17 protein-coding genes are annotated in these 19,735 nt (G+C 58.5%); 3 read left to right on the top strand and 14 right to left on the bottom strand.

Translation table 11 applies throughout. The features are described from left to right. Positions 1 to 777 precede the first annotated feature (777 nt). The 11 genes from lpdA to U5A05_RS09150 form a co-directional block, all read right to left on the bottom strand. Positions 778 to 2,169, bottom strand: coding sequence for a dihydrolipoyl dehydrogenase (gene lpdA, locus U5A05_RS09200; protein WP_321836170.1), 1,392 nt, complete (start codon positions 2,167 to 2,169; stop codon positions 778 to 780). 10 nt (positions 2,170 to 2,179) lie between these two features. Beyond that, positions 2,180 to 3,403 (bottom strand): pyruvate dehydrogenase complex dihydrolipoamide acetyltransferase, encoded by a 1,224-nt coding sequence (locus U5A05_RS09195; RefSeq protein ID WP_321836169.1) that lies wholly within the window; start codon positions 3,401 to 3,403, stop codon positions 2,180 to 2,182. Continuing rightward, positions 3,403 to 3,888, bottom strand: coding sequence for a VOC family protein (locus tag U5A05_RS09190; RefSeq protein WP_321836168.1), 486 nt, complete (start codon positions 3,886 to 3,888; stop codon positions 3,403 to 3,405). The genes U5A05_RS09195 and U5A05_RS09190 overlap by 1 nt, the downstream gene beginning before the upstream one ends. Then, the gene (locus U5A05_RS09185; RefSeq protein ID WP_321836167.1) at positions 3,885 to 6,077 is read right to left on the bottom strand and encodes an alpha-ketoacid dehydrogenase subunit alpha/beta; all 2,193 of its coding nucleotides are present in this window, start codon (positions 6,075 to 6,077) and stop codon (positions 3,885 to 3,887) included. The genes U5A05_RS09190 and U5A05_RS09185 overlap by 4 nt, the downstream gene beginning before the upstream one ends. A 62-nt stretch (positions 6,078 to 6,139) precedes the next feature. Beyond that, positions 6,140 to 6,982: an SDR family NAD(P)-dependent oxidoreductase gene (locus tag U5A05_RS09180; protein WP_261741798.1), complete on the bottom strand. Its 843-nt coding sequence runs from the start codon at positions 6,980 to 6,982 to the stop codon at positions 6,140 to 6,142. A gap of 125 nt (positions 6,983 to 7,107) precedes the next feature. Then, complete coding sequence (locus tag U5A05_RS09175) at positions 7,108 to 8,349, bottom strand: OprD family porin (RefSeq protein WP_261741797.1); 1,242 nt, start codon at positions 8,347 to 8,349, stop codon at positions 7,108 to 7,110. A 116-nt stretch (positions 8,350 to 8,465) separates the two neighbouring features. Further along, positions 8,466 to 9,188 (bottom strand): ABC transporter ATP-binding protein, encoded by a 723-nt coding sequence (locus tag U5A05_RS09170; protein WP_321836166.1) that lies wholly within the window; start codon positions 9,186 to 9,188, stop codon positions 8,466 to 8,468. Further along, a complete protein-coding gene (locus tag U5A05_RS09165; RefSeq protein ID WP_321836165.1) occupies positions 9,185 to 9,940 on the bottom strand; it encodes an ABC transporter ATP-binding protein in 756 nt (251 codons plus the stop codon). Before U5A05_RS09165 ends, U5A05_RS09170 begins: the two co-directional genes overlap by 4 nt. Beyond that, entirely contained in the window at positions 9,937 to 11,214 is a 1,278-nt protein-coding gene (locus U5A05_RS09160) for a branched-chain amino acid ABC transporter permease (RefSeq protein ID WP_321836164.1), read from the bottom strand. Before U5A05_RS09160 ends, U5A05_RS09165 begins: the two co-directional genes overlap by 4 nt. Before the next feature lie 3 nt (positions 11,215 to 11,217). Continuing rightward, positions 11,218 to 12,159, bottom strand: a complete 942-nt coding sequence (locus tag U5A05_RS09155; protein ID WP_261741793.1) for a branched-chain amino acid ABC transporter permease — start codon at positions 12,157 to 12,159, stop codon at positions 11,218 to 11,220. Between the two features lie 59 nt (positions 12,160 to 12,218). Next, positions 12,219 to 13,460 carry a branched-chain amino acid ABC transporter substrate-binding protein gene (locus U5A05_RS09150; protein ID WP_261741792.1) on the bottom strand — a complete coding sequence of 414 codons (1,242 nt, stop codon included), beginning with the start codon at positions 13,458 to 13,460 and terminating at the stop codon, positions 12,219 to 12,221. A 284-nt stretch (positions 13,461 to 13,744) separates the two neighbouring features. On the opposite strand from U5A05_RS09150, the gene U5A05_RS09145 reads away from it, so the two are divergent. From U5A05_RS09145 to U5A05_RS09135, 3 genes are all read left to right on the top strand, one after another. Next, positions 13,745 to 14,458 (top strand): FadR/GntR family transcriptional regulator, encoded by a 714-nt coding sequence (locus U5A05_RS09145; RefSeq protein ID WP_261741791.1) that lies wholly within the window; start codon positions 13,745 to 13,747, stop codon positions 14,456 to 14,458. A gap of 205 nt (positions 14,459 to 14,663) precedes the next feature. Next, positions 14,664 to 15,494, top strand: a complete 831-nt coding sequence (locus U5A05_RS09140) for a shikimate dehydrogenase family protein (protein ID WP_321836163.1) — start codon at positions 14,664 to 14,666, stop codon at positions 15,492 to 15,494. A 29-nt stretch (positions 15,495 to 15,523) separates the two neighbouring features. After that, positions 15,524 to 16,264: an SDR family NAD(P)-dependent oxidoreductase gene (locus U5A05_RS09135; protein ID WP_321836162.1), complete on the top strand. Its 741-nt coding sequence runs from the start codon at positions 15,524 to 15,526 to the stop codon at positions 16,262 to 16,264. A 95-nt stretch (positions 16,265 to 16,359) separates the two neighbouring features. Here U5A05_RS09135 and U5A05_RS09130 read toward each other — a convergent pair whose 3' ends face one another. The 3 genes from U5A05_RS09130 to U5A05_RS09120 all read right to left on the bottom strand — a co-directional run bounded on the left by U5A05_RS09130 (position 16,360) and on the right by U5A05_RS09120 (position 19,507). Next, positions 16,360 to 17,361 carry an NADP-dependent oxidoreductase gene (locus tag U5A05_RS09130; protein WP_321836161.1) on the bottom strand — a complete coding sequence of 334 codons (1,002 nt, stop codon included), beginning with the start codon at positions 17,359 to 17,361 and terminating at the stop codon, positions 16,360 to 16,362. A gap of 54 nt (positions 17,362 to 17,415) precedes the next feature. Next, a complete protein-coding gene (locus U5A05_RS09125) occupies positions 17,416 to 18,300 on the bottom strand; it encodes an alpha/beta fold hydrolase (protein ID WP_321836160.1) in 885 nt (294 codons plus the stop codon). A gap of 112 nt (positions 18,301 to 18,412) precedes the next feature. After that, positions 18,413 to 19,507 carry an alkene reductase gene (locus tag U5A05_RS09120; RefSeq protein WP_321836159.1) on the bottom strand — a complete coding sequence of 365 codons (1,095 nt, stop codon included), beginning with the start codon at positions 19,505 to 19,507 and terminating at the stop codon, positions 18,413 to 18,415. Positions 19,508 to 19,735: the final 228 nt, after the last annotated feature.

Below are 19,735 nucleotides of genomic sequence, written 5' to 3'. Positions count from 1 at the left end.
ACACCCAGCAGTTACCAACTCCGAAGCTATCAAAACTAAATAGTTATATAAAAAGTATAACTACCCACCCCATAAAACCTCCGCAATAATACTTGATAGGCGGTACACACTAAGACGGCCAACATTAAATGAACTTATTGTGACACTCCTGACCGCCCAGACCCGGCACATTACCTACCGAGAATCTGCGAACTACAACGCAGCCCGGCAGGCACTAAAACAGTGCAAACAAGGCATAAAAGCCTTGAGCCAAGCGCTTTAAAGACCTGAACTGACCTGCCGCAAACATATATAAAAATTTTGATAAATTACACTTGGCAAGCGTGCAAAACACTACAAGCAGCGCCAATAGAACACCCTTAGTGTCAGCTTTAAAATCACATGGATTGGGTATATAAAGCGATGAGCATACGTTACTGCAAAGGTGTTGGTTCCTTTATAACTCTTTGCATGCCCGACGCGGTACGTGTCGGCTTGCACCGTCAACTTAATGCTATCAAGGGCGCTAAAAACACCCTGCAAGTTCGCATGGCATGCGAACGCGCAGAGGGCTTTAGCGAAGCACTTAAAACGCTCAACATATTGAGTACAGAGGATATGGCCGGAGTCTGCCAGGTAATAGAGGCGGTGGTTCAGGCACGAACCCGGGCCCTGACACTGTAACCTGATAGTGATGGGGCCCGGCTCAGGGCGACTTACAAGCCGAGGAAGCTCTTCGAAAACTCGTCTGCCCCATCCGCCCAGCGGCCGCAGAAAGGAGCGCAATCCATGCTGCGCTCAGCCATGCAGGGCACGGTCGTAGGCTGCCAGTACCGCTTCATGCATGGCTTCGGACATGGTCGGGTGTGGCAGGATACTGTCGATCAGTTCAGCCTCTGTGGTCTCCAGCCCCCGTGCGATGGCGTAGCCCTGAATCATTTCGGTAACCTCCTCCCCGACCATATGGGCGCCCAGCAACTCGCCGCTGGCCGCGTCGAACACGACCTTGACGAAACCCTCCGTAGCGCCCATGGCAATCGCCTTGCCGTTAGCCGCAAAGGGGAACTTACCGACCCTGATTGTCTTGCCGGCACTGCGCGCCTGGGCTTCGGTGTAGCCGACGCTGGCGACTTGCGGGTGGCTATAGGTACAGGCCGGCACGCTCCGGGAATCCAATGGATGGGGATTCAAACCCGCGATTTTTTCAACACAAAGCACGGCTTCGTGACTGGCCTTGTGCGCCAGCCACGGCGCCCCGGCAAGATCACCAATGGCGTATACCCCCGGCTCGCCCGTGCGGCAAAAATCATCCACCAATACATGGGTGTGCTGCACCTTGACCCCAGTGCTTTCCAACCCCAGTTCCTCAACGTTACCGACAATCCCCGTAGCCACCAGCACTACGTCGGCCTCCAGCGTTTCATTGCTCTTTCCTTCCAGACGCAACTGCACTATGCCCTGCTCCACCTTGCTGCCTTGCAGCGCACAGCCGGTGTACAGCCGGATACCGTCACGAGTCAGGGCCTGCGCCACATGGGCACTGATCTCTTGATCCTCTATCGGGAGAATCCGCTCAGCCATTTCCACCAGGCTGACCTGGGCGCCAAGAGCGTGATAGAAACTGGCGAACTCGACACCGATCGCACCCGCGCCGATGATCACCAGCCGCTTGGGCACGCTGTCCGGCACCAGCGCCTGGCGGTAGGTCCAGAAATGTTTACCGTCCGGCTCCATGCCCGGCAGTACCCGTGCCCGGGCACCGGTTGCCAGAATAATGTGCGGCGCCGACAGGCTAAAGTCACCCTTCTCCCCGGTCACTTTCAGCCGCTGCGGCCCATCCAGTCGCGCATGTCCGTTGAACACCTGGACGCGGTGCTTTTTCATCAACCCGCTGACACCCCGATGCAACTGGGCGGCCACATCGCGGGAACGCTTGACGATTGCCTTCAGGTCAGGCCTGGCCGCTGCGACCTCGATACCAAAGCTGCTCGCATTGCCGATCAGGCGCAGTACGTCGGCACTGCGCAATAGGGCCTTGGTCGGAATACAGCCCCAGTTGAGGCAGACCCCACCCAACTGCGCCTTTTCCACCAACGCCGTGCGCAGCCCCAGCTGACTGGCGCGGATGGCCGCCACATAACCGCCGGGACCGCCACCCACGACGATCACATCAAATTTTATTTCGCTCATGGCAACTCCCTCAGATCAGCATGCCCAACGGGTTTTCCAGCAGGCCCTTGAACACTGCCAGCCATTGCGCCGCCAGTGCGCCATCCACGGCCCGATGATCCACCGAGAGGGTGCAACGCAGTACCGAACCGACCGTCAACTCACCGTTTTCAACCACCGGTTTCAGCTGCGTTGCGCCCACCGCCAGAATCGCCGCGTGGGGTGGATTGATGATGGCGCTGAACTGCTCGACGCCAAACATTCCCAGATTACTGATAGTGAAACTGCCACCTTGGTATTCCTCGGGGCGCAGACGGCCGTCGCGGGCACGCCCGGCCAGCTCCGCCACATCCGCGCTGATCTGCGAAAGAGCCTTGCTGTCGGCATTGCGCACCACTGGCGTAATCAGGCCGCTATCAGTGGAGACCGCCACGCAGACATCCGCCTGGTGATAGCGGCGCAGCGCCGTCTCGGTCCAGGTTACGTTCATTGCCGGAACTTGCCGCAGGGCGACGGCCACCGCCTTGACGATGAAATCGTTGATCGAAATCTTCCTCGATGCCGTACGGTTGACCTGCTCGCGCAGGGCCAGCAGAGGCTCCATCCGGCACTCCAGCTCGAGATAGAAATGCGGGACCGTGGCCTTGCTCTCCACCAGGCGCCGGGCAATGGTCTTGCGCATACTGCTGTGCGGGACTTCATCAAAGTCGATAGCCGATACCGGCGCCGCCACCGACGTGAGCGCTGCATTGGCAGCGGGTGCTGCCTCGACGTCGCGCTTGACGATGCGCCCGTTTGGCCCGCTGCCCTTGAGGCTCGTCAGGTCAAGGCCCTTGGCCGCCGCCAGGCGGCGGGCCAGAGGGCTGGCGAAGATGCGCTCGCTATGACAGACGTCAATCGCAGATGCCACCTCGGCCCGAGGCTGGAGCACAGGTGCATCATCCACCACCGGTTCATTGGCCGCCGACAGCGCACCAGCCTTGGCCAATAGCGCCGCAATATCGACATTAGTTTCGCCTCTGGCAAACAGCACCCCAATCGGCGCCCCCACTTCCACCTCACGCCCCGGTTCGACCAGGATCTTGCCCAGCACCGCATCTTCTTCGGCTGCCAGTTCGACCAGCGCCTTTTCGGTTTCGATCTCGGCAATGCAATCACCGGCGCTAATCGTGTCGCCTTCCTTGAGGGTCCAGTTCTGGATCGCGGCGTGGGTAGCGTTGGCCGACACCTCCGGCATATGTAAGAGCTTGGCCATCAGGCACTCCGGTCGTTTAACAGGTCGGGACGGTAGGCGGCGATGTCGGCGTATTCCACGAGTTCCAGCACGTTGCCTTCCGGGTCTCGGCAGAACAGAGCCTTCACGTCAGGTCGCAGCTGGATCGGCGCATCACCGGCGAAAAAGCTCGCACCGGCATGTTTCAGGTCGGCCACCAGAGTGGCGATATCTTCGACAATGAACGTCAGGTAGCTCGCATTCTGGCGGTCGAGGATCAACCCCTGTTCATGCCGGGTTGGCGCCCGCTCAGGTGCCAGCAGCTTGATCCGTTCACCGTAAGGCGTCTGCAGACGCACCACGCTGTAGCCGCCTTCGCTCAGACCGACCTGTTGCGCGGCGGCAGCGGGCATATGTACCTGGGCGACAAAGGTAAAACCCAACACATTCTGATAAAAACGGCTGAGGGCCGGGAGATCGACGCAGCAAATTCCCACTTCCATTGGAACCAGCATCTTCATACTCATTGGTGTGCCCCTTTTTCACGGATGACCTGTTGCAGGCCTTCGATCACTTCCTCGGTGCGGGCACAGGCGGCGCGCTCCAGGACTTTTGAAATACTTGGTGAGCCTTCGCCACCGGTCACGCGCTGGATCGGTTGGTCGAGCCAGTCGAAGCAACGGCGCTGCAGTTCGTCAGCCAGCCAACCGCCGTAGGAAGTCCCCCGTGCGCCCTGCTCGACGATCAGTACATTATTGGTCTTGCGAATGCTCGCCTCGACCGTGGCCCAGTCAAAGCTGGCGCGGTCGAGGAAACGCAGGTCAATGACTTCGGCATCGATACCGGTCTGTGCCACCGCTTCCAGCGAGTGCCCGACCATGCTCAAGTACGTAAGGATGGTCAGGTCGCGACCTTCACGGCGCACGGCGGCAGTACCGAACGGGATCTGATAGTCCAGGTCGTCCACAGGCACTTCGCCGTTCTGGGTGTACAGATCGACGTGCTCGATCACCAGCACCGGGTCCTTGCAGGCCAGCGCGGTGTTCATCAAGCCTATGTAGTCGAACGGCGTGGAAGCCGCAACGATGCGCCAGCCCGGATTGGTCACGTAGATTCCGGCCGGATCCATGGAGTGCTGCGAACCGTAGCCGGTGCCCATGGCAATCTTGGTACGCAGCACCAGTGGTACGTCACTTTGCCCGCCGAACATGTGCCGGGCCTTGCCGATCTGGTTGAATACCTGGTCGGCGGCGACCCACATAAAGTCGGGGTACATGAACTCCACCACCGGTTTGAAACGCCCATCCAGGGCCATACCGCCACCCAGCCCACAGAAAGCGTTTTCACTGATAGGGGTGCCGAGTATGCGCTCCGGAAAACGCTCTTTCAGGCCGCGAGTGGCGCCGTTGGTTCCGCCCTTTAGACGGTGTACGTCCTCGCCCATGACGACAATGCTGTCATCGGTTTCCATGCGCCTGTTCATCACATCGGCGATGGCGTCGATGAACTTGCGTGGCTCCAGGCCACCGCGATAGGTCGCCTGTTCACAGGTGCGGGCAGAGGCCAGTTCACTGAGGTCACCACGAATACCGACATCGCGAAAGTCCGGCGACGGCCACAACTCGCGACGAATCCGTCGTTTGCCCGGTTTACCAGCCGGGTCGGCTTCGAGCAATGCGGCAGCCGCCTGAACCATAGCCAGCTTGATGGTTTCACGCAGATCGGCCAAGCCGGCGTCGTCGATCAGGTCGCGTTTTTTCATTTCCCGCGCCAGACGCTCCAACGGATCACGGGCACGCCAGCTCTGTTCTTCTTCCTTGCTGCGGTAACCGAATGCGCTGCCAGGGAACGGTCCGTTTTGATGAAAGAACCGGTACACATCAGCCTCGATAACGGTTGGACCGTTGCCCGCGCGCATATGCGCCAGCGCTTGCTGCATGGCCAGGTAAACCGCCAGCGGGTCCATACCATCGACCTTCCAGCTCGGGATATTGAAACCCAGCCCGCGCGCCGACAGACGTGGCTCGGCAGTGGCTTCCTCAACCGTGGTGGAGACCGCGTACAGATTGTTTTCAATGAAGAAACACAGCGGCAGTTTCCAGGCCGCTGCCAGGTTCATGGTTTCCAGCACCGAACCGATGTTTACCGCGCCATCACCGAAATAGGTCACCGCCACGGTGTCGGTCCGGGCATGCCGATGGGCCCAGGCGGCACCGGCTGCCAGCGGTACCCCGCCACCGACGATAGCGTTGGTTCCCAGGGCACCAGCCTCGGCCCACTGCAGATGCATCGAACCACCACGGCCTTTGCAAAACCCCTGGGCCAGGCCCAGGATTTCCGCCAGGGTGCGTTGCAGCAAATCCTGGATCGGCGCAGTGACAGGCGATTTCGGGTCGATACCAGTGGGCATCAGGTACACCAGCGCCTTGGCCAGAAACTGGTGATGCCCCCGGTGCGAACCATTGACTTCATCCGCCGCGCCCAACGCAACGATCGAACCTACCGCGCCTCCTTCCTGACCGATGCTCGAATGCGCCGGACCATGCACCAGGCCTTCGCCTGCCAATTCCAGCACGGTCTCTTCAAAGGCTCGGATCAGGTGTAATTGGCTGAGCATGGTGCCCAGCAACGCAGGATCGGCCTGCTTCCAATCGGCGTCAGTGGAACTGAGCTCGACCCACGGCGAGGCCGGCGACAAGGCAACACTTTTCGGCATTTCACTTCTCCACAAATGACTTGAATCGACAGGCCACGGCGGGCCCGCGCAACGAGGGCGAACTAGAAGCCGTTAGCGGTCCAGCCGCCGTCCGATACGTAAATTTGCCCGGTGATGAAGGTCGCGCTGCTGGAGGCCAGAAACAGCGCCAGCTCAGCCATTTCGCCCGGTTCACCGAGGCGTTGCAGCGGTGTGCGCTTGCGCAGGGCTTCGACGTCCAGGCGGCCAGCACGTTGCAGTTCTTCCACCAGCGGAGTCCGGGTATAGCCCGGGCCGATGGCATTCATGCGGATACCATGCCCGGCCCACTCCACCGCCAGGCACTTGGTCATGGAGACCACAGCGGCCTTGGTTGCGCAGTACGCAGTGCGATCCGCGGAATGGGACACGCCCCACATCGACGAGGTGTTGATAATCACCCCGCTCTGTTGGTCGATCATGTGTCGTGCTGCCGCTTGGGCGCAGAAGAACACGCTGTTGAAATTAATCTCGATGGCCCGACGCCATTCGGTGGGAGTGATGTCCAGGGACGGTTTGTTGATCGATACGCCCGCGTTGTTGAGCAACACATCGATACGCCCGAAACACGCCTTGGCGTGAGCGAAGGCAGCTTCGACAGCAGCTTCGTCGGTGACCGAAGCCAGGAAACATTCAACCCGTGTCGACGGAAAATTGTGCTGCAACGCGCTCTTGGCGTCCGCCATGGCCTGGGCATTGATATCGATCAGCAGCAAGTGCGCGCCGTTGCGGGCAAAGCCTTCGGCCAAGGCCAGGCCTATGCCGCTACCGCCGCCGGTTACGACCACCACCTTGCCGTCGATACCGGCATAGGCACTGTGCTGGAAAACGGCTGCATCGGACCGTGACTGTTGGGAGGTAGCAGGAGAAATATCTGGATGGGACATGCTGTTCTCACTTGTTTTTATGTCTGGTCATACATTTAAAACTACTTGTCAGACCAGTAGCAAAAAATTAACTCGCTGCCAGGAGTCTGTCAAAGGGATTTGTTGAAAATACCCTGCTGCAACGATCAGAACAGCGCCAGGCTGTAGCTTACAATCAGCCGGTTATCGTCCACTGAGGGGCCGAAATTGGAGCGCACCATGGCATTCCTCCAGCGCAGCCCGAGGTTCTTCAAAGGCCCGCTCTGGATCACATAGGACAGGTCGAAATCCCGCTCCCATTCCTTGCCGCCGTTACCACCAGCAACCGCCACATTGTCGCCATTGACGTAGCGCACGAAGGCGCTAAGCCCAGGGACACCCAGAGCGACAAAGTTGTAGTCGTAGCGCAGTTGCCAGGCTTTCTCTTCGGCGGAGGCAAAATTGCGCACCTGGATATCGCTGGGCAGCACGGTGGTGGTGGGGCTCAACCAGATGGTGCCGTCATCGCCATACATACGCTGCCAGGCGGCCATCAGCGTATGCCCGCCCAATCCTGCACTCAGGGCCGTGAAGAACGAACGGTTGTCGATCTGCCCAGCCTTGGCCTGACCCTCTTCTTCGGAATCCAGCAGGCCGATATTCGCGCCCAGCGTCCAGGCGCCAACCGGTTGTTTGTGGGTGAACTGGATAAAGCGCTGACGGTAGATATCCTCCAGTTGTGCGCCCCACAGGCCCACCATGGTCCGCTCCTGATTGAAACGGTATTCGCCGCCCAAGTAGTTGTAACGATCAGATGTGGCGAAGGCGCGGCCATCGATGAACAAGTCTTCACGATTGCTCGAGTTGCGCTGGGTGAACGAGCGCATCTGCCCGGCATTGAGGGTCAGCCCGGTGATTTCCCTGGAGGTCAGCATGGCGCCCTGAAAGGTCTGTGGCAGCAGGCGCGCATCGTTGTACTGAAGGATCGGCAGGGTCGGCAGCAGCTCCCCGACTTTCAGTTCGGTCCTGGACACTTTCATCTTGACCGCCGCCCCCAGGCTGGAGAAATCATCTGCGGAACCATTGCCGTCATTGGGCAGCAACAAGCTGCCTGCGCGCCCACCGCCGCTGTCGAGCTTGACCCCGAGGCGACCGATAATATCGACCCCCACACCGACGGTACCTTGGGTGTAGCCGGACTGAGCATTGAGCAAGAACCCCTGGGCCCACTCCTCGCTCTTGGCCCTGGCGGCGCCGCTGTCGCGAAAGTCACGATTGAAATAGAAGTTGCGCATCTGCACGCTGGCCTTGGCGTCCTCGATAAAACCTTGCTCCTGGGCCAGGGCCAAGCCCGGCAAAGTACTGAGCAACAACAGTGGTCGTGCGCTGAAATGTTTAGATAGGCTCATTTTTATTGTTATTCCCGGTGGATTGCAGACACAACGATCCCTTGCGCACACGAGGTCGGCGATGGGATCAGGTAGAAAATGGCAGGCGGACCTGCCGGTTAAACGCGCTTGCGACCTCAGACCGCCAGCCACTCCTTCATCAGGCTCGGGTCATTGGTGAGTGCCTGGGGCGTGCCCTCGAAGACGATCCGCCCATGCCCCATTACGCAGACACGGCTGGAGACCTTGAGGGCGATAGTCAGCTTCTGTTCTACCAGCAGGATTGAGACCCCTCGCCGGTGAATATCGCGAATGGCCTCGGCGACTACTGCGACAATCTTCGGTGCCAGCCCCTCGGTGGGTTCGTCGATCATCAGCACTTTGGGACAGCCCAGCAGCGAACGGCACAGGGTGAGCATCTGCTGCTCGCCACCCGAAAGGTTGCCTGCACTCGTGTTGCGTCGCTCGCGCAGTCGCGGAAAGTAGTCGAACATCTGCTCGACGGTCCATGCCGTGGCACCGTCAGTCGCCACTTGCTGCCCCATGCGCAGGTTTTCCTCGACGCTGAGGTTGGCGAATACTTCACGCTCCTCCGGAACAAAACCGACTCCGGCGCGACTGATGCGGTACGGACGCAGCCCCGTCAGCTCCCGGCCCCCCAGCTGGATGCTGCCCGCGCTGGGCGGCACCAGGCCCATTACTGCTTTCATGGTGGTCGAACGCCCGGCGCCATTGCGCCCAAGCAGGCTTACCACTTCGTTATGACCGATGCTCAAGTCGACTCCATGCAACACATGGCTCTTGCCGTAATGAACATGCAGATCGCTGATCGACAGCAGGTTTGGCGAAATCGAGTTCATGCGCATTGCTCCTCTCCCAGATAGGCTTCCTGCACCCGACGGTCAGCGCGGATCTGATCCGGCGTGCCAGTGGCTATGACTTCGCCGTACACCAGTACGCTGATGCGGTCGCACAGGGAGAACACCACGTCCATATCATGCTCGACGATCAGTAGCGAACGCCCCTGGGTAACCTCGCGAATCAGGTTCAGGGCGTAGTCGGTTTCCTCATGGGACATGCCCGCCATCGGCTCGTCCAGCAGGATCACCCGAGGGTCACAGGCCAGGGTCATGCCTATCTCCAGGGCGCGCTGCTCGGAGTAGGACAGTTCGGCTGCGCACACTGTTTGCTTGTCCTGTAGCCGCACCTGTTCGAGCAATTGCTCGGTCTGTGCGCGCACCTCAGGGTAACGCTGGATCGAGCGCCAGAAGTGGTATTGCATCCCGTGTTTGCGCATGACTGCGATACGCAGGTTTTCGAACACCGAAAGTCCGGGAAAAATGTTGGTGATCTGAAACGAACGCGACAACCCCAAGTGATTGATGTGCTGCGGCGAATAACCCTGGATCGCTTCCTCACCCAGGAGAATCTGCCCGCTGCTGGGCTGCAACTGCCCGGAAATCAGATGGAACAAGGTCGACTTGCCCGCCCCGTTGGGACCGATCACCGCGTGGCGTTCCCCGGTGTGCAACTCAAGCTGCGCACCACGAATGATGTGTGCCTCGCCAAATGACTTGTGCACATCGCGTAACTGCAGGATTGCACGGCTCATGATTGTTCTCCTTCGACCCGAGATCTGAGGGCGACGGGCCCGGCCGCCGGCTCATCGTCCTGCAGACGCAGCCATTGCCGACGAGCCAGCTTCAAGACCAGCAACCCCGCCAACCCCAGCAGCAACGGCATGGCCCAGGTCAGCAGCGCGCCCGGTAGCCATTCACGACCGAACAGGCTGATTGCAGGCCAGGGCTGGTCCGCTATCAGCAGCGCCTGATAGTCCTGGCTAAACACCCGCTGCAACGTCTCGATCGCAAACACCACCGCCAGGCTCAACAGCCCCGCAGTGATCAGCGCAGACAACGCCGCCGGGATGACCGCCAGCCAGCCGCGCCGACGAATTTGCGCACTCCAGCACAGCACCAGTCCGGCCAGGCCACTGGGCATGAACATCATCACCAAAACGAACAGCAGGCCCTGATACAGCAACCAGGACTGCGTAAGGTCGGAGGCAGCATTGCCAAAAAACGTCATCAGCGCTGCGCCGAGCACCGGCCCGAGGAACACGTTAACCCCGCCGATGTATGTATTGAGCACCACTTCTGCGGAAAAGCGCATGTCGAACAACACGTAGTTGGCCGACTCCAGGTTCAGCGCCTGCAAGCCCCCGGCGATACCGGCGAACATTGCCGACAAGGCAAATACCAGCACCCGTAAACGATGCACGTTGTAGCCCAGGAACTGCAGCCGGTGGCCGTTCTCGCGCAGGGCGAAGGTCAAACGCCCCATAGGGGTCAGCGTGAAGGCATAGAGCAAGGCAATCGACAGCACCACCCAGCCCAGCGTCAGGTAGTACACCTGGGTGGCGTCGCCGAAATCCAGGCCCCAGGCAGGGGAGCGCATGGACGAAATACCCGCCTCACCACCGAACAGCATACTCAGGTGCGGGGCCAGGGAATGCAGCAGCTCAGCCAGCGCCAGGGTAATCATGGAGAAGTAGACACCCGCCCGTTTGGTGGCAAACCAGCCAGCACACAAACCGCAGATAAAGCCGCCCAAGGCACCGATCAGCGGCAGAAACGGCGTTGGCAGCAAACCTTCGCCATTTAGCGCATTCATCGCGTGTAATGTGGCGAACGAACCAACGCCAAAGTATGCCGCGTGGCCGAACGAAAGCATGCCGCCCTGCCCACACAACAAGTTGAAGGCACAGGCAAACAAGGCTGCGATAAGCATCTGAATAGCCGCATTGACCATCGCTGCCGGCAGGATGGCGGGCAGCACCAGCAGAGCCAGCAACAACACCGCCAGGAGGATTTTCGTAAGTTTCATGGTTTATCCCTTCTCGCCCATCAGCCCGGACGGCCGGATCAGCAAAATCAGCAGCATCAGTGCAAACGGAATGGTTGCCGCCACGCTGGACACTTTGAGGGTCATCAGCCCACCCATCTGCTGTGCCCAGTCACCTGCCCCCAGCAAACCGAAGAGCGAAGCCAGGCTGAGGTCTACACCTACTGCGAACGAGGAGATCAACCCGATCAACAGCGAAGCGATCATTGCCCCGGCCATCGAACCCAGACCGCCGACAACCACCACGACAAAGACGATGACGCCCAGCTCCAGGGCCATATTCGGATTGGTGGTGTAGAACGCTCCGGCCAGCGCTCCGGCAAGCCCCGCCAGTGCCGCACCGATACCGAATACCGCCATGAACACCAGAGGCACGTTATGCCCCAGGGCCTCGGCCATCTGCGGACGATGGATCGCCGCCCGCACGACGATGCCGACTCGGGTGCGGGTCAGCAGCAGGTAAATCAGGCCGAACACCAGCAGCGAAACCCCGCCCATCAACAGGCGATAGAACGGGTAATCCGTGTTGAATACCTGGAAGGCAGCAAAATTGAGGAACTCAGGGATCCGGTACTCGACAGAAAAATTGCCGTAGAACAACTTGATCAACTCGGCAATGATAAAGGTCAGGCCGAAGGTCAGCAGCAGTTCATGAGCGTGGCCATGCTTGTGTACCCGGCGCAGGAAGAAACGCTCGACGATCACCCCGAGCAGGCCCACCAGCACGGTCGAGAGCAGTACCGCACTGGTAAAACCGACAAACTTCTGCAGGGTATAGGCCAGGTAGGCACCCACCATATAGAAGGAGGCATGGGCGAAATTGAGCACGCCCATCATGCCGAAAATCAGCGTCAACCCGGCCGAAACCATAAACAGCAGCAGACCGTAGATCACGCCGTTAAGCAGTGAAACTGTGAGAAATTCCATAGGCGACTCCAGCGTTCGCGATGGACAGAAAGACGTACCGGCCGGCACGCCATGCGGCGTCACTCAGGTCGTTGCATCTGGCAGGTGTCCTGGACAGGCGCTGCTGCTTCATCGGCACTGAACGACTTGATCGGCAAGAAGCCCATGTCAGTGCCATCGACTTTGTAGCGAGCTTCTTTCGAGACCACCGACACCACAAACGGCATCAGCAATTGGTGATCTTCGGTCCGCATGCGCACTTCACCCAGCGGGTTGCTGTCGCTGGCTTTTTCCAGAGCCAGCGCGAAACTGCGGGTATTGAGGCGACCGTCTTGTGCCGGCAGTTTCTTCAGCACATTGCCGACCATCTGCAAGGCAAATACGGTCTGGGGTTCGATGTAAGCCGGCAGGTGCCCGGTGCTGGCCTGGTACTGAGTAGCAAAGCGTTCGCCCTCCTCACCTGCCGCCTCGATATTGAAAGGATGGGAGACGTAGTGCCCCAGCGCGACATCGCCGGCGTTGGCCAGGTTACCCGGCTGGTCAAGAAAGGCGGTGCCAAAGCGCAGTTTCAACCCGGCAGAGCGACTGGCCTTCATCAGCAACAACAGGTCGTTGCCCCAGTTGCCGGTCAGCACGGTTTCGGCACCCGAAGCCTGGATGCGAGCAATATAGGGCGAGAAGTCCTGCACCTTTTGGGTGTCATGCAGGCTTTTACCTACCAACTGATAACCACCAGTCGCCGCGTTTTCGGTAATAGCTTTTTCCATGTCCAGGCCCCAGCTGTAGTTCTGGTTCATGGAATAGACCTTACTGCCCAAGGCGCCCGCTTCTTTCATCGCCACCACCAGGGTTTTGACCCGTATCGGCGCATTCCCGTTGAAACGGAAGTGGTAGAAGTGGCATTTGCTGCCCGTCAGTTCCAGTGCTTCTCCCCCGACGTTGAGAAACACTACCTCCTTACCCTTGTTGCGCAGGTTGTACTTGCGCACGTCTTCAGTGATCTGCCCTGCGGCCACTGAGGACGCACCTTGAACGATCATTTGCGCACCGCTGCCAATGGCGGCTTTGAGTTTCTCGGAAGCACCTGCCGGGGTTCCCTGGCTATCGAGTTCGATAAGCTGGATCGGTTCGCCATTCCAGCCGCCTTCGGCATTCAGCCGTTCGATCTGAAAGCGTGTGGCGGCGCGAAACATTTGCCCGGTGGCGGCTGACGGCCCCGACAGGGTCTCGACCAACGCCACTTTCAAAGGATCAGCGCAGGCGATGCCAGCGAACAGGGTCGTGCCGAGGGTGAGCAGACGCAGCGTGGTCTTGGTGTGCATGGAAACCTCGTTTTTTATTTTTATTTACGGCCTGGTAGAACATCATCAACAACATGTCTGACCAGTTGGCGAAAACTACGACAACGCTTGCCTTAAGTCAAAGCACCCGAACCCTAAAATATAATTTTATTTTTTTATAATTCGCTCGCAGGCCTTTAAAACAGCCAACCCAAGCTGAAAATATTTTTTCAAACACTTGTAAGACCACAGCCCGCTGCTTCACTATCAACAGCTCATCACTTCGATGCCTGTACCCGTGCTGCCTACCGGCAGAGGACTGAACAATGAAAAGCGTTAACGTGCATCCCCACCAACCCCTACCTATGGAGATAGTCAACTGGCTCAGCGGCGAGATCCAGTCCGGACGGCTGGCTACCGGTGATCAATTGCCAAGCGAAAGGCAATTGTGCGAACAGTTTTCGGTTAGCCGGGCGGTGGTGCGCGAAGCCTTGTCGCAGCTCAAGTTCGAAGAACTGATTACCACCCAGCAAGGCAAGGGTGCGTTTGTTGCCAAGCGCGGCGAGCGCCATGCGTTTCGCTTGAAGGAAGTATCGCTGGGCGAGGAAGACGCATTGCTGCATATCCTCGAGTTCCTGATCACTATCGAAGTGGGCGCCACGCGCCTGGCAGCCTTGCGTCATACCCCCGAAGACCTGAAGAAAATTCGCCAGGCGCTGGTCGGCATGGAATACGCGATGGTCAATGACCAGTTGGGTGACGAAGAGGACTACGCCTTCCACCAGGCCATTGTCGCGGCTACCCACAACCCGCACTTCAAATCACTCAACGAGTACCTCGACCACAGCGTTCGGCGCCTGATTCGAGAAGCCCGCAGCAACACCGCTGAAATTTACAACGAGCTGATCCAGGACGTGCAGGACGAGCACCAGGCCATCTTCCAGGCCATCCAGGCCCGTGATCCGGTGTTGGCTGGTGAAGCCGCCGAGCGACACCTGCGCAATGCCGCCAAGCGCATGGACATGTACCTGCAGGCTTGATCCCCTGAGCCCCCTTGACACCTGAAAGCGAAGCCTCCTAACATCATGTCAGACCACTAAAAAATATGTCAGACAGGTTGTCATTCATGGGCCATATCACAGCACTGCTACAACCACCGGCTTCATGCAAGCGCGCCTCCTGCGTCAACCCCGCCCGTGGCGCGACAGCCTACGTGCGCTTCTACTCCTGCCTTTGAGGTTCCCCATGCACATCAGTGGCCAGACGCGACTGATCGGCATCGTTGCCGATCCGATTGCCCATGTAAAAACCCCACAAGTGATCAACCAAAGCGCCACCAACCAGGGCCTTGACCTAGTTTGCGTGCCGCTGCACGTACAAGGGACAAACCTGCACAAGGTACTGCTCGGCGCATCCGGCATTGCCAACCTGCACGGCCTGGTCGTGACCATCCCTTACAAGGAAAGCATCGTTGAATACTGCGATGAATTGACCGATATGGCGCGTCAGGTCGGCTCGGTCAATGCAGTTCGGATTGACCCCGAGAGCGGTCGACTGACCGGTGGCAACTTCGACGGCGAAGGCATGCTTGCCGGGCTGCATCAGCAGGGTCATCGACTGGAAGGCAAGCGCGTATTGCTGGTGGGTGCCGGTGGCGCCGGCAAGTCGATTGCCGCGGCGATTGCCCGGCAAAACCCGGCACGACTGGCGATCTACAATCGTTCTCCGGCCCGCGCCGAAGCCCTGCTGGAACGCCTTACAGCGCACTACCCCACGGTTGATCTGAGCACCAGTGACGGAAATGCGCAGGGCTTCGATGTGATCATCAACGCCACATCTCTGGGCCTCAAGGATGACGACGCCCTGCCGCTTGACCCCAGCACCCTACAGGCTGGCGCCCTGGTCTGCGAAGCCGTGATGCGCGCCGGCGATACACCACTATTGGCTGCGGCACGCCAGCGTGGCTGCCGCGTTCACCACGGACAGCACATGATCTATGGCCAGATCGTGCAGATCTGTCGGTTTCTCGGCGTTGACCTGCAGCACGAACATCTGGCGCGCATTCTCGGCCCATGATCCCAGGCACTCTTACGGAGACCCCGACCATGTACGACTTCAACAATCGCGTCCTGCTGCTGTCAGGTGCCAACGGTGGTATTGGCCGCGAAGTGGCAAAACTGTTTTATCAATATGGCGCCTCGATGGTGCTCGCCGACCTGGACGGCGAAGGCCTGGCAGATTTTGCCCGAGAACTCGACCCCAGCGGCCAGCGCGTCAGTACCCTGCAGATGAATGCCGCAGACCCAGAAGACTCGGCCAAAGCAGTGCAACTGGCTATCGAGCGCTTCGGCGGTATCGACTTCCTGGTGCCGTCGGCCGGCCTGTACCAGTCGCAACCGATTCGCCAGATGACCGATGAGCAATGGCGCCAGACGCTGAGCATCAACCTCGACGGCGTGTTCTACCTGTGCAGTCGGGCAATCCCGGCACTGCGCGCCAACAGCGCGATCGTCAACCTGACCTCGGTGGCCGCACATCGGGGGGCGTACTCCAACGCGCACTATGGCACGTCCAAGGGTGGGCTTCTGAGCCTGACCCGCGCCCTGGCCCGTGAATTGGGGCCGCAGACCAGGGTGAATGCCGTGTCTCCCGGAGTCATCGAAACCCCGATGACCCAGAACCTGATCGCTACCCGCGGCAGCGACTCGGTGGAACAGACCCCACTCAAACGCCTGGGTCAGCCGAGCGAAATCGCCTCGGTGATTGCCTTCCTGTGCAGCAACGGCTCAAGTTTCATGACCGGTGAAGTGCTACACGTTAACGGCGGGCTGTACATCGCAGGATGAACCATGCCCTTGAGGTCATCGTCGCCATCTGGCGATAGTGGCCTCAGGCTCGAAAACCCAACTACCACAGCAGCTCAAGCACCTGGCGTCACCCCTCAGACCATCCTGACCACTAACTTGCCCTTCGCGCGGCCACTTTCAACATACGCCAGCGCTGCGGCAGTTTCTTCGAAAGCAAATACCTGTTCGACCACAGGCGTGATCGCTCCTGACTCAATAAGGGTGGTTATCTCGTTTAGCTGCTGCCCATCTGCACGCATGAAAACAAAGGAGTAGCTGATGCCGCGTTGCCCGGCTTGTTTACGAATGCTGCGACTCAAAAGCCCCAGCACCTGCTTCAACGGCCAGGACAGACCTTGATCTACGGCGAACTCGGGTGTAGGTGGCCCGGAAATCGAAATCAACTGCCCACCGGGCTTCAACACCGATAGCGACTTGCTCAACTCGCGCTTGCCCAAGCTATTGAGGACTACATCGTAATCGCGAAGCTCGTTAGCAAAGTCCTGCTGTTTGTAATCGATAACGATATCAGCGCCCAATGCTTTGACCCAAGCAACATTCGCCGTACTCGTGGTCGTTGCAACATAGGCACCAAGATGTTTGGCCAATTGAATGGCAACGCTGCCCACGCCGCCGGAGCCAGCATGGATCAGCACTTTTTGTCCGGGTTTGAGCTTGGCTGTCTCGACCAGCACTTGCCAGGCGGTCAACGCTACAAGAGGAACTGAAGCAGCCTCCTCCATCGACAGATTCAACGGTTTTCGCGCCACGGAGGATTGCTTGATCGCGATGAATTCGGCGAATGTACCAATACGATTCTGGTCAGGACGCGCATAAACCTCATCACCCGGTTTAAAACGGCTAACCTGCGCGCCGACTTTGATTACTGTTCCCGCAACGTCATTACCCAGTACCAGTGGCAACTTATAAGGCAGGATCATTTTGAACTCGCCACTGCGAATCTTGACGTCCAGCGCATTGACGCCCGCCGCGTGCACTTGCACCAGAACATCGTCGTCTTGCACCGCCGGCTCAGGCATTTCGCCAATCCGCCCGGACACGTTTTTCCCATACCGATCAATGATGAATGCTTTCATCTGAATGACTTCTCTATTTGCAAATCAAGTCGAGTTTCAAAAAATCCTGTAACCCTACTGGACGGCTTGGGAGCCAGACCCATCCAGGAAGGCCAACACCTTTGACACGAATTCAGCGTGGTATTGAAAAATCCCCCCGTGGCCTGCGTCCTCGAAGATCACCAACTGCGCATTGGGTAGTCGAGCCGCCATGTCCTGACTCAATCGGGTTGGCACCATGATGTCGTTATCACCATTTACAATCAGCACAGGCACACCAACCTGGCTCAAGTTCTGTGGGGCCTGCCTACCCCACGACTTGATCGCTTTCAGCTGTCGTAACAGAGCAATGGGGGTCGCTGGTTTGTCCCGGTCAGTCGTACGCTGTTTCAGCCGCAGCAGGTAAGCCTTGGCAGCCATTCGGCTTTGTCTCGAAGGGGTAAAAAACAGGTAATACTTGGGATCACGCAGCGTCAGCAGACCGCGGAGCATCAGTGGCCACGAGACGGCGCCCACTCGATCAATACCTTCCCCACCGGCCGGTCCGGTACCTGTGAGGATGAGTTTGCGTACCAGCTCGGGAGCTTGAAGCACCACTTGCTGCGCCACGAAACCACCGAGTGAAAACCCCAGCAAATCAATTTTTGAGTACCCAAGTGCCAGGACAAGCGCAACGACGTCGCTTGCCATCGCCTCGATGGTGTCGGGAGCACTCCCCGTGGAGGCACCAATCCCCTGATAATCAATGGCAATAACCCGATGGCGGGAAGCCAGGCCATCCATGATGCGCGGGTCGAAGTTATCCAGGACCGCCGCCCAATGGTTGAGCAGTACTATCGGCACAGCAGCGTCCGGTCCAAGTTCACGGTAAGCAAAAGAGACGTTGCCCACCTTGATCGACAAGTTAGGGGCATCGATAAATGTTCTGGCTGAAACGCTTCGGGATACGAGCTGATCCATTGAAACCTCGACAACACTTGAACAAGTCAAACCAGCAGAACTGCCTTCAGCACGTGCTCTGAGTTTAATTAAAGCCCAAAGCGCGCCAGCATGGAGGACGTGTTGTCTGTGCTCACCGAGCGTTAGCTTCGGCCAGTGTCGGGTAGTCGATATAACCCTCAGCACCACCGCCATACAAAGTAGCCGGGTTTAACGCCGCCAGCGGTGCACCAATCTTCAAGCGTTCGATCAAGTCAGGGTTACTGATAAAGGGACGGCCAAAAGCGAACAAATCGGCGTCATCATTGATCAGCCGCGAGGTAGCCAGCTCAAGGTCGTAGCCGTTATTGGCCAGGTAGGTTTGCTTGAAACGGCTGCGTAGCTCGCCATAATCAAAGGCCGCCACGTTTCGCGGTCCTCCTGTAGCGCCTTCAACGACATGCAGATAAATCACACCCAAGGCATTGAGTTGCTCGGCAATGTAGTTGTACTGCGGTTGAGGATCCGTGCTGGTAATGCCATTTGCTGGCGATACTGGCGAGATACGCACACCTGTGCGCTTGGCGCCGATTTCATCGGCGACAGCAGCGGTGACTTCCAGCAATAGCCGTGCACGGTTCTCTATTGAACCGCCGTAGGCATCGGTACGCTTGTTAGCGCCATCCTTGATGAACTGCTCCAACAGGTAGCCATTGGCGCCATGAATCTCCACCCCGTCAAAACCGGCAGCCATTGCATTGGCGGCAGCCTGACGGAAGTCATTCACGATTCCCGGCAGCTCGTTCAGGGCCAACGCTCGAGGCTCGGAAACATCAGCAAAGCCATTGTTCACGAAGGTTTTGGTTTCAGCACGAAGGGCTGATGGGGCGACAGGGGCTGCACCGCCAGGCTGTAAGTCAACGTGGGAAATTCGCCCAACGTGCCACAACTGCACGAAAATCCGACCTCCATTTGCATGCACGGCTTCGGTAACTTTACGCCACCCATCAATCTGCGCCTGGGTGTAAATGCCGGGCGTATCTTGATAGCCCTGAGCCTGCTCAGAAACCTGGGTTGCCTCAGTGATGAGCAGCCCGGCCGAAGCGCGCTGGCTGTAATAAGTGGCAGTCAACTCGGTGGGTGTCAGACCAATACCCGCACGATTGCGAGTGAGGGGCGCCATAACAATGCGATTAGGCAGAGTGAGATCTCCCAAGCGGTAAGAGTCGAACAGAGTTTTATCGGACATATAGCACCTTTGACATCACTGATTAAGCAGGCCTGGTTTGGTGTAGCTGAGGTTTTTTGCTGAAGACAGGATTTATGATGATGACTGAAATCTAAACCGTCAAGCTTTTTGATTATGATCAACATCAATAAATGATCAACCGAACCTTAATGGCACTTAAGCGGGCGGTACCGCTGTGGGAGCGCGCAGGCTCGCTCCCACAGACAAGGTCTTCTGGCAGTCAGATCA

The organism is Pseudomonas kulmbachensis, assembly GCF_963681935.1.
GTDB lineage: Bacteria > Pseudomonadota > Gammaproteobacteria > Pseudomonadales > Pseudomonadaceae > Aquipseudomonas > Aquipseudomonas kulmbachensis.
This window is presented reverse-complemented; position numbering and strand designations above follow the sequence as displayed.

Coding starts and splice junctions, on each gene's coding strand:
- U5A05_RS09150 (WP_261741792.1), bottom strand. CDS start 13,460: ATGCACACCAAGACCACGCTGCGTCTGCTCACCCTCGGCACGACCCTG.
- U5A05_RS09155 (WP_261741793.1), bottom strand. CDS start 12,159: ATGGAATTTCTCACAGTTTCACTGCTTAACGGCGTGATCTACGGTCTG.
- U5A05_RS09165 (WP_321836165.1), bottom strand. CDS start 9,940: ATGAGCCGTGCAATCCTGCAGTTACGCGATGTGCACAAGTCATTTGGC.
- U5A05_RS09180 (WP_261741798.1), bottom strand. CDS start 6,982: ATGTCCCATCCAGATATTTCTCCTGCTACCTCCCAACAGTCACGGTCC.
- U5A05_RS09130 (WP_321836161.1), bottom strand. CDS start 17,361: ATGAAAGCATTCATCATTGATCGGTATGGGAAAAACGTGTCCGGGCGG.
- U5A05_RS09125 (WP_321836160.1), bottom strand. CDS start 18,300: ATGGATCAGCTCGTATCCCGAAGCGTTTCAGCCAGAACATTTATCGAT.
- U5A05_RS09160 (WP_321836164.1), bottom strand. CDS start 11,214: ATGAAACTTACGAAAATCCTCCTGGCGGTGTTGTTGCTGGCTCTGCTG.
- U5A05_RS09170 (WP_321836166.1), bottom strand. CDS start 9,188: ATGAACTCGATTTCGCCAAACCTGCTGTCGATCAGCGATCTGCATGTT.
- U5A05_RS09120 (WP_321836159.1), bottom strand. CDS start 19,507: ATGTCCGATAAAACTCTGTTCGACTCTTACCGCTTGGGAGATCTCACT.
- U5A05_RS09195 (WP_321836169.1), bottom strand. CDS start 3,403: ATGGCCAAGCTCTTACATATGCCGGAGGTGTCGGCCAACGCTACCCAC.
- U5A05_RS09185 (WP_321836167.1), bottom strand. CDS start 6,077: ATGCCGAAAAGTGTTGCCTTGTCGCCGGCCTCGCCGTGGGTCGAGCTC.
- U5A05_RS09145 (WP_261741791.1), top strand. CDS start 13,745: ATGAAAAGCGTTAACGTGCATCCCCACCAACCCCTACCTATGGAGATA.
- U5A05_RS09135 (WP_321836162.1), top strand. CDS start 15,524: ATGTACGACTTCAACAATCGCGTCCTGCTGCTGTCAGGTGCCAACGGT.
- U5A05_RS09190 (WP_321836168.1), bottom strand. CDS start 3,888: ATGAGTATGAAGATGCTGGTTCCAATGGAAGTGGGAATTTGCTGCGTC.
- U5A05_RS09175 (WP_261741797.1), bottom strand. CDS start 8,349: ATGAGCCTATCTAAACATTTCAGCGCACGACCACTGTTGTTGCTCAGT.
- U5A05_RS09140 (WP_321836163.1), top strand. CDS start 14,664: ATGCACATCAGTGGCCAGACGCGACTGATCGGCATCGTTGCCGATCCG.
- lpdA (WP_321836170.1), bottom strand. CDS start 2,169: ATGAGCGAAATAAAATTTGATGTGATCGTCGTGGGTGGCGGTCCCGGC.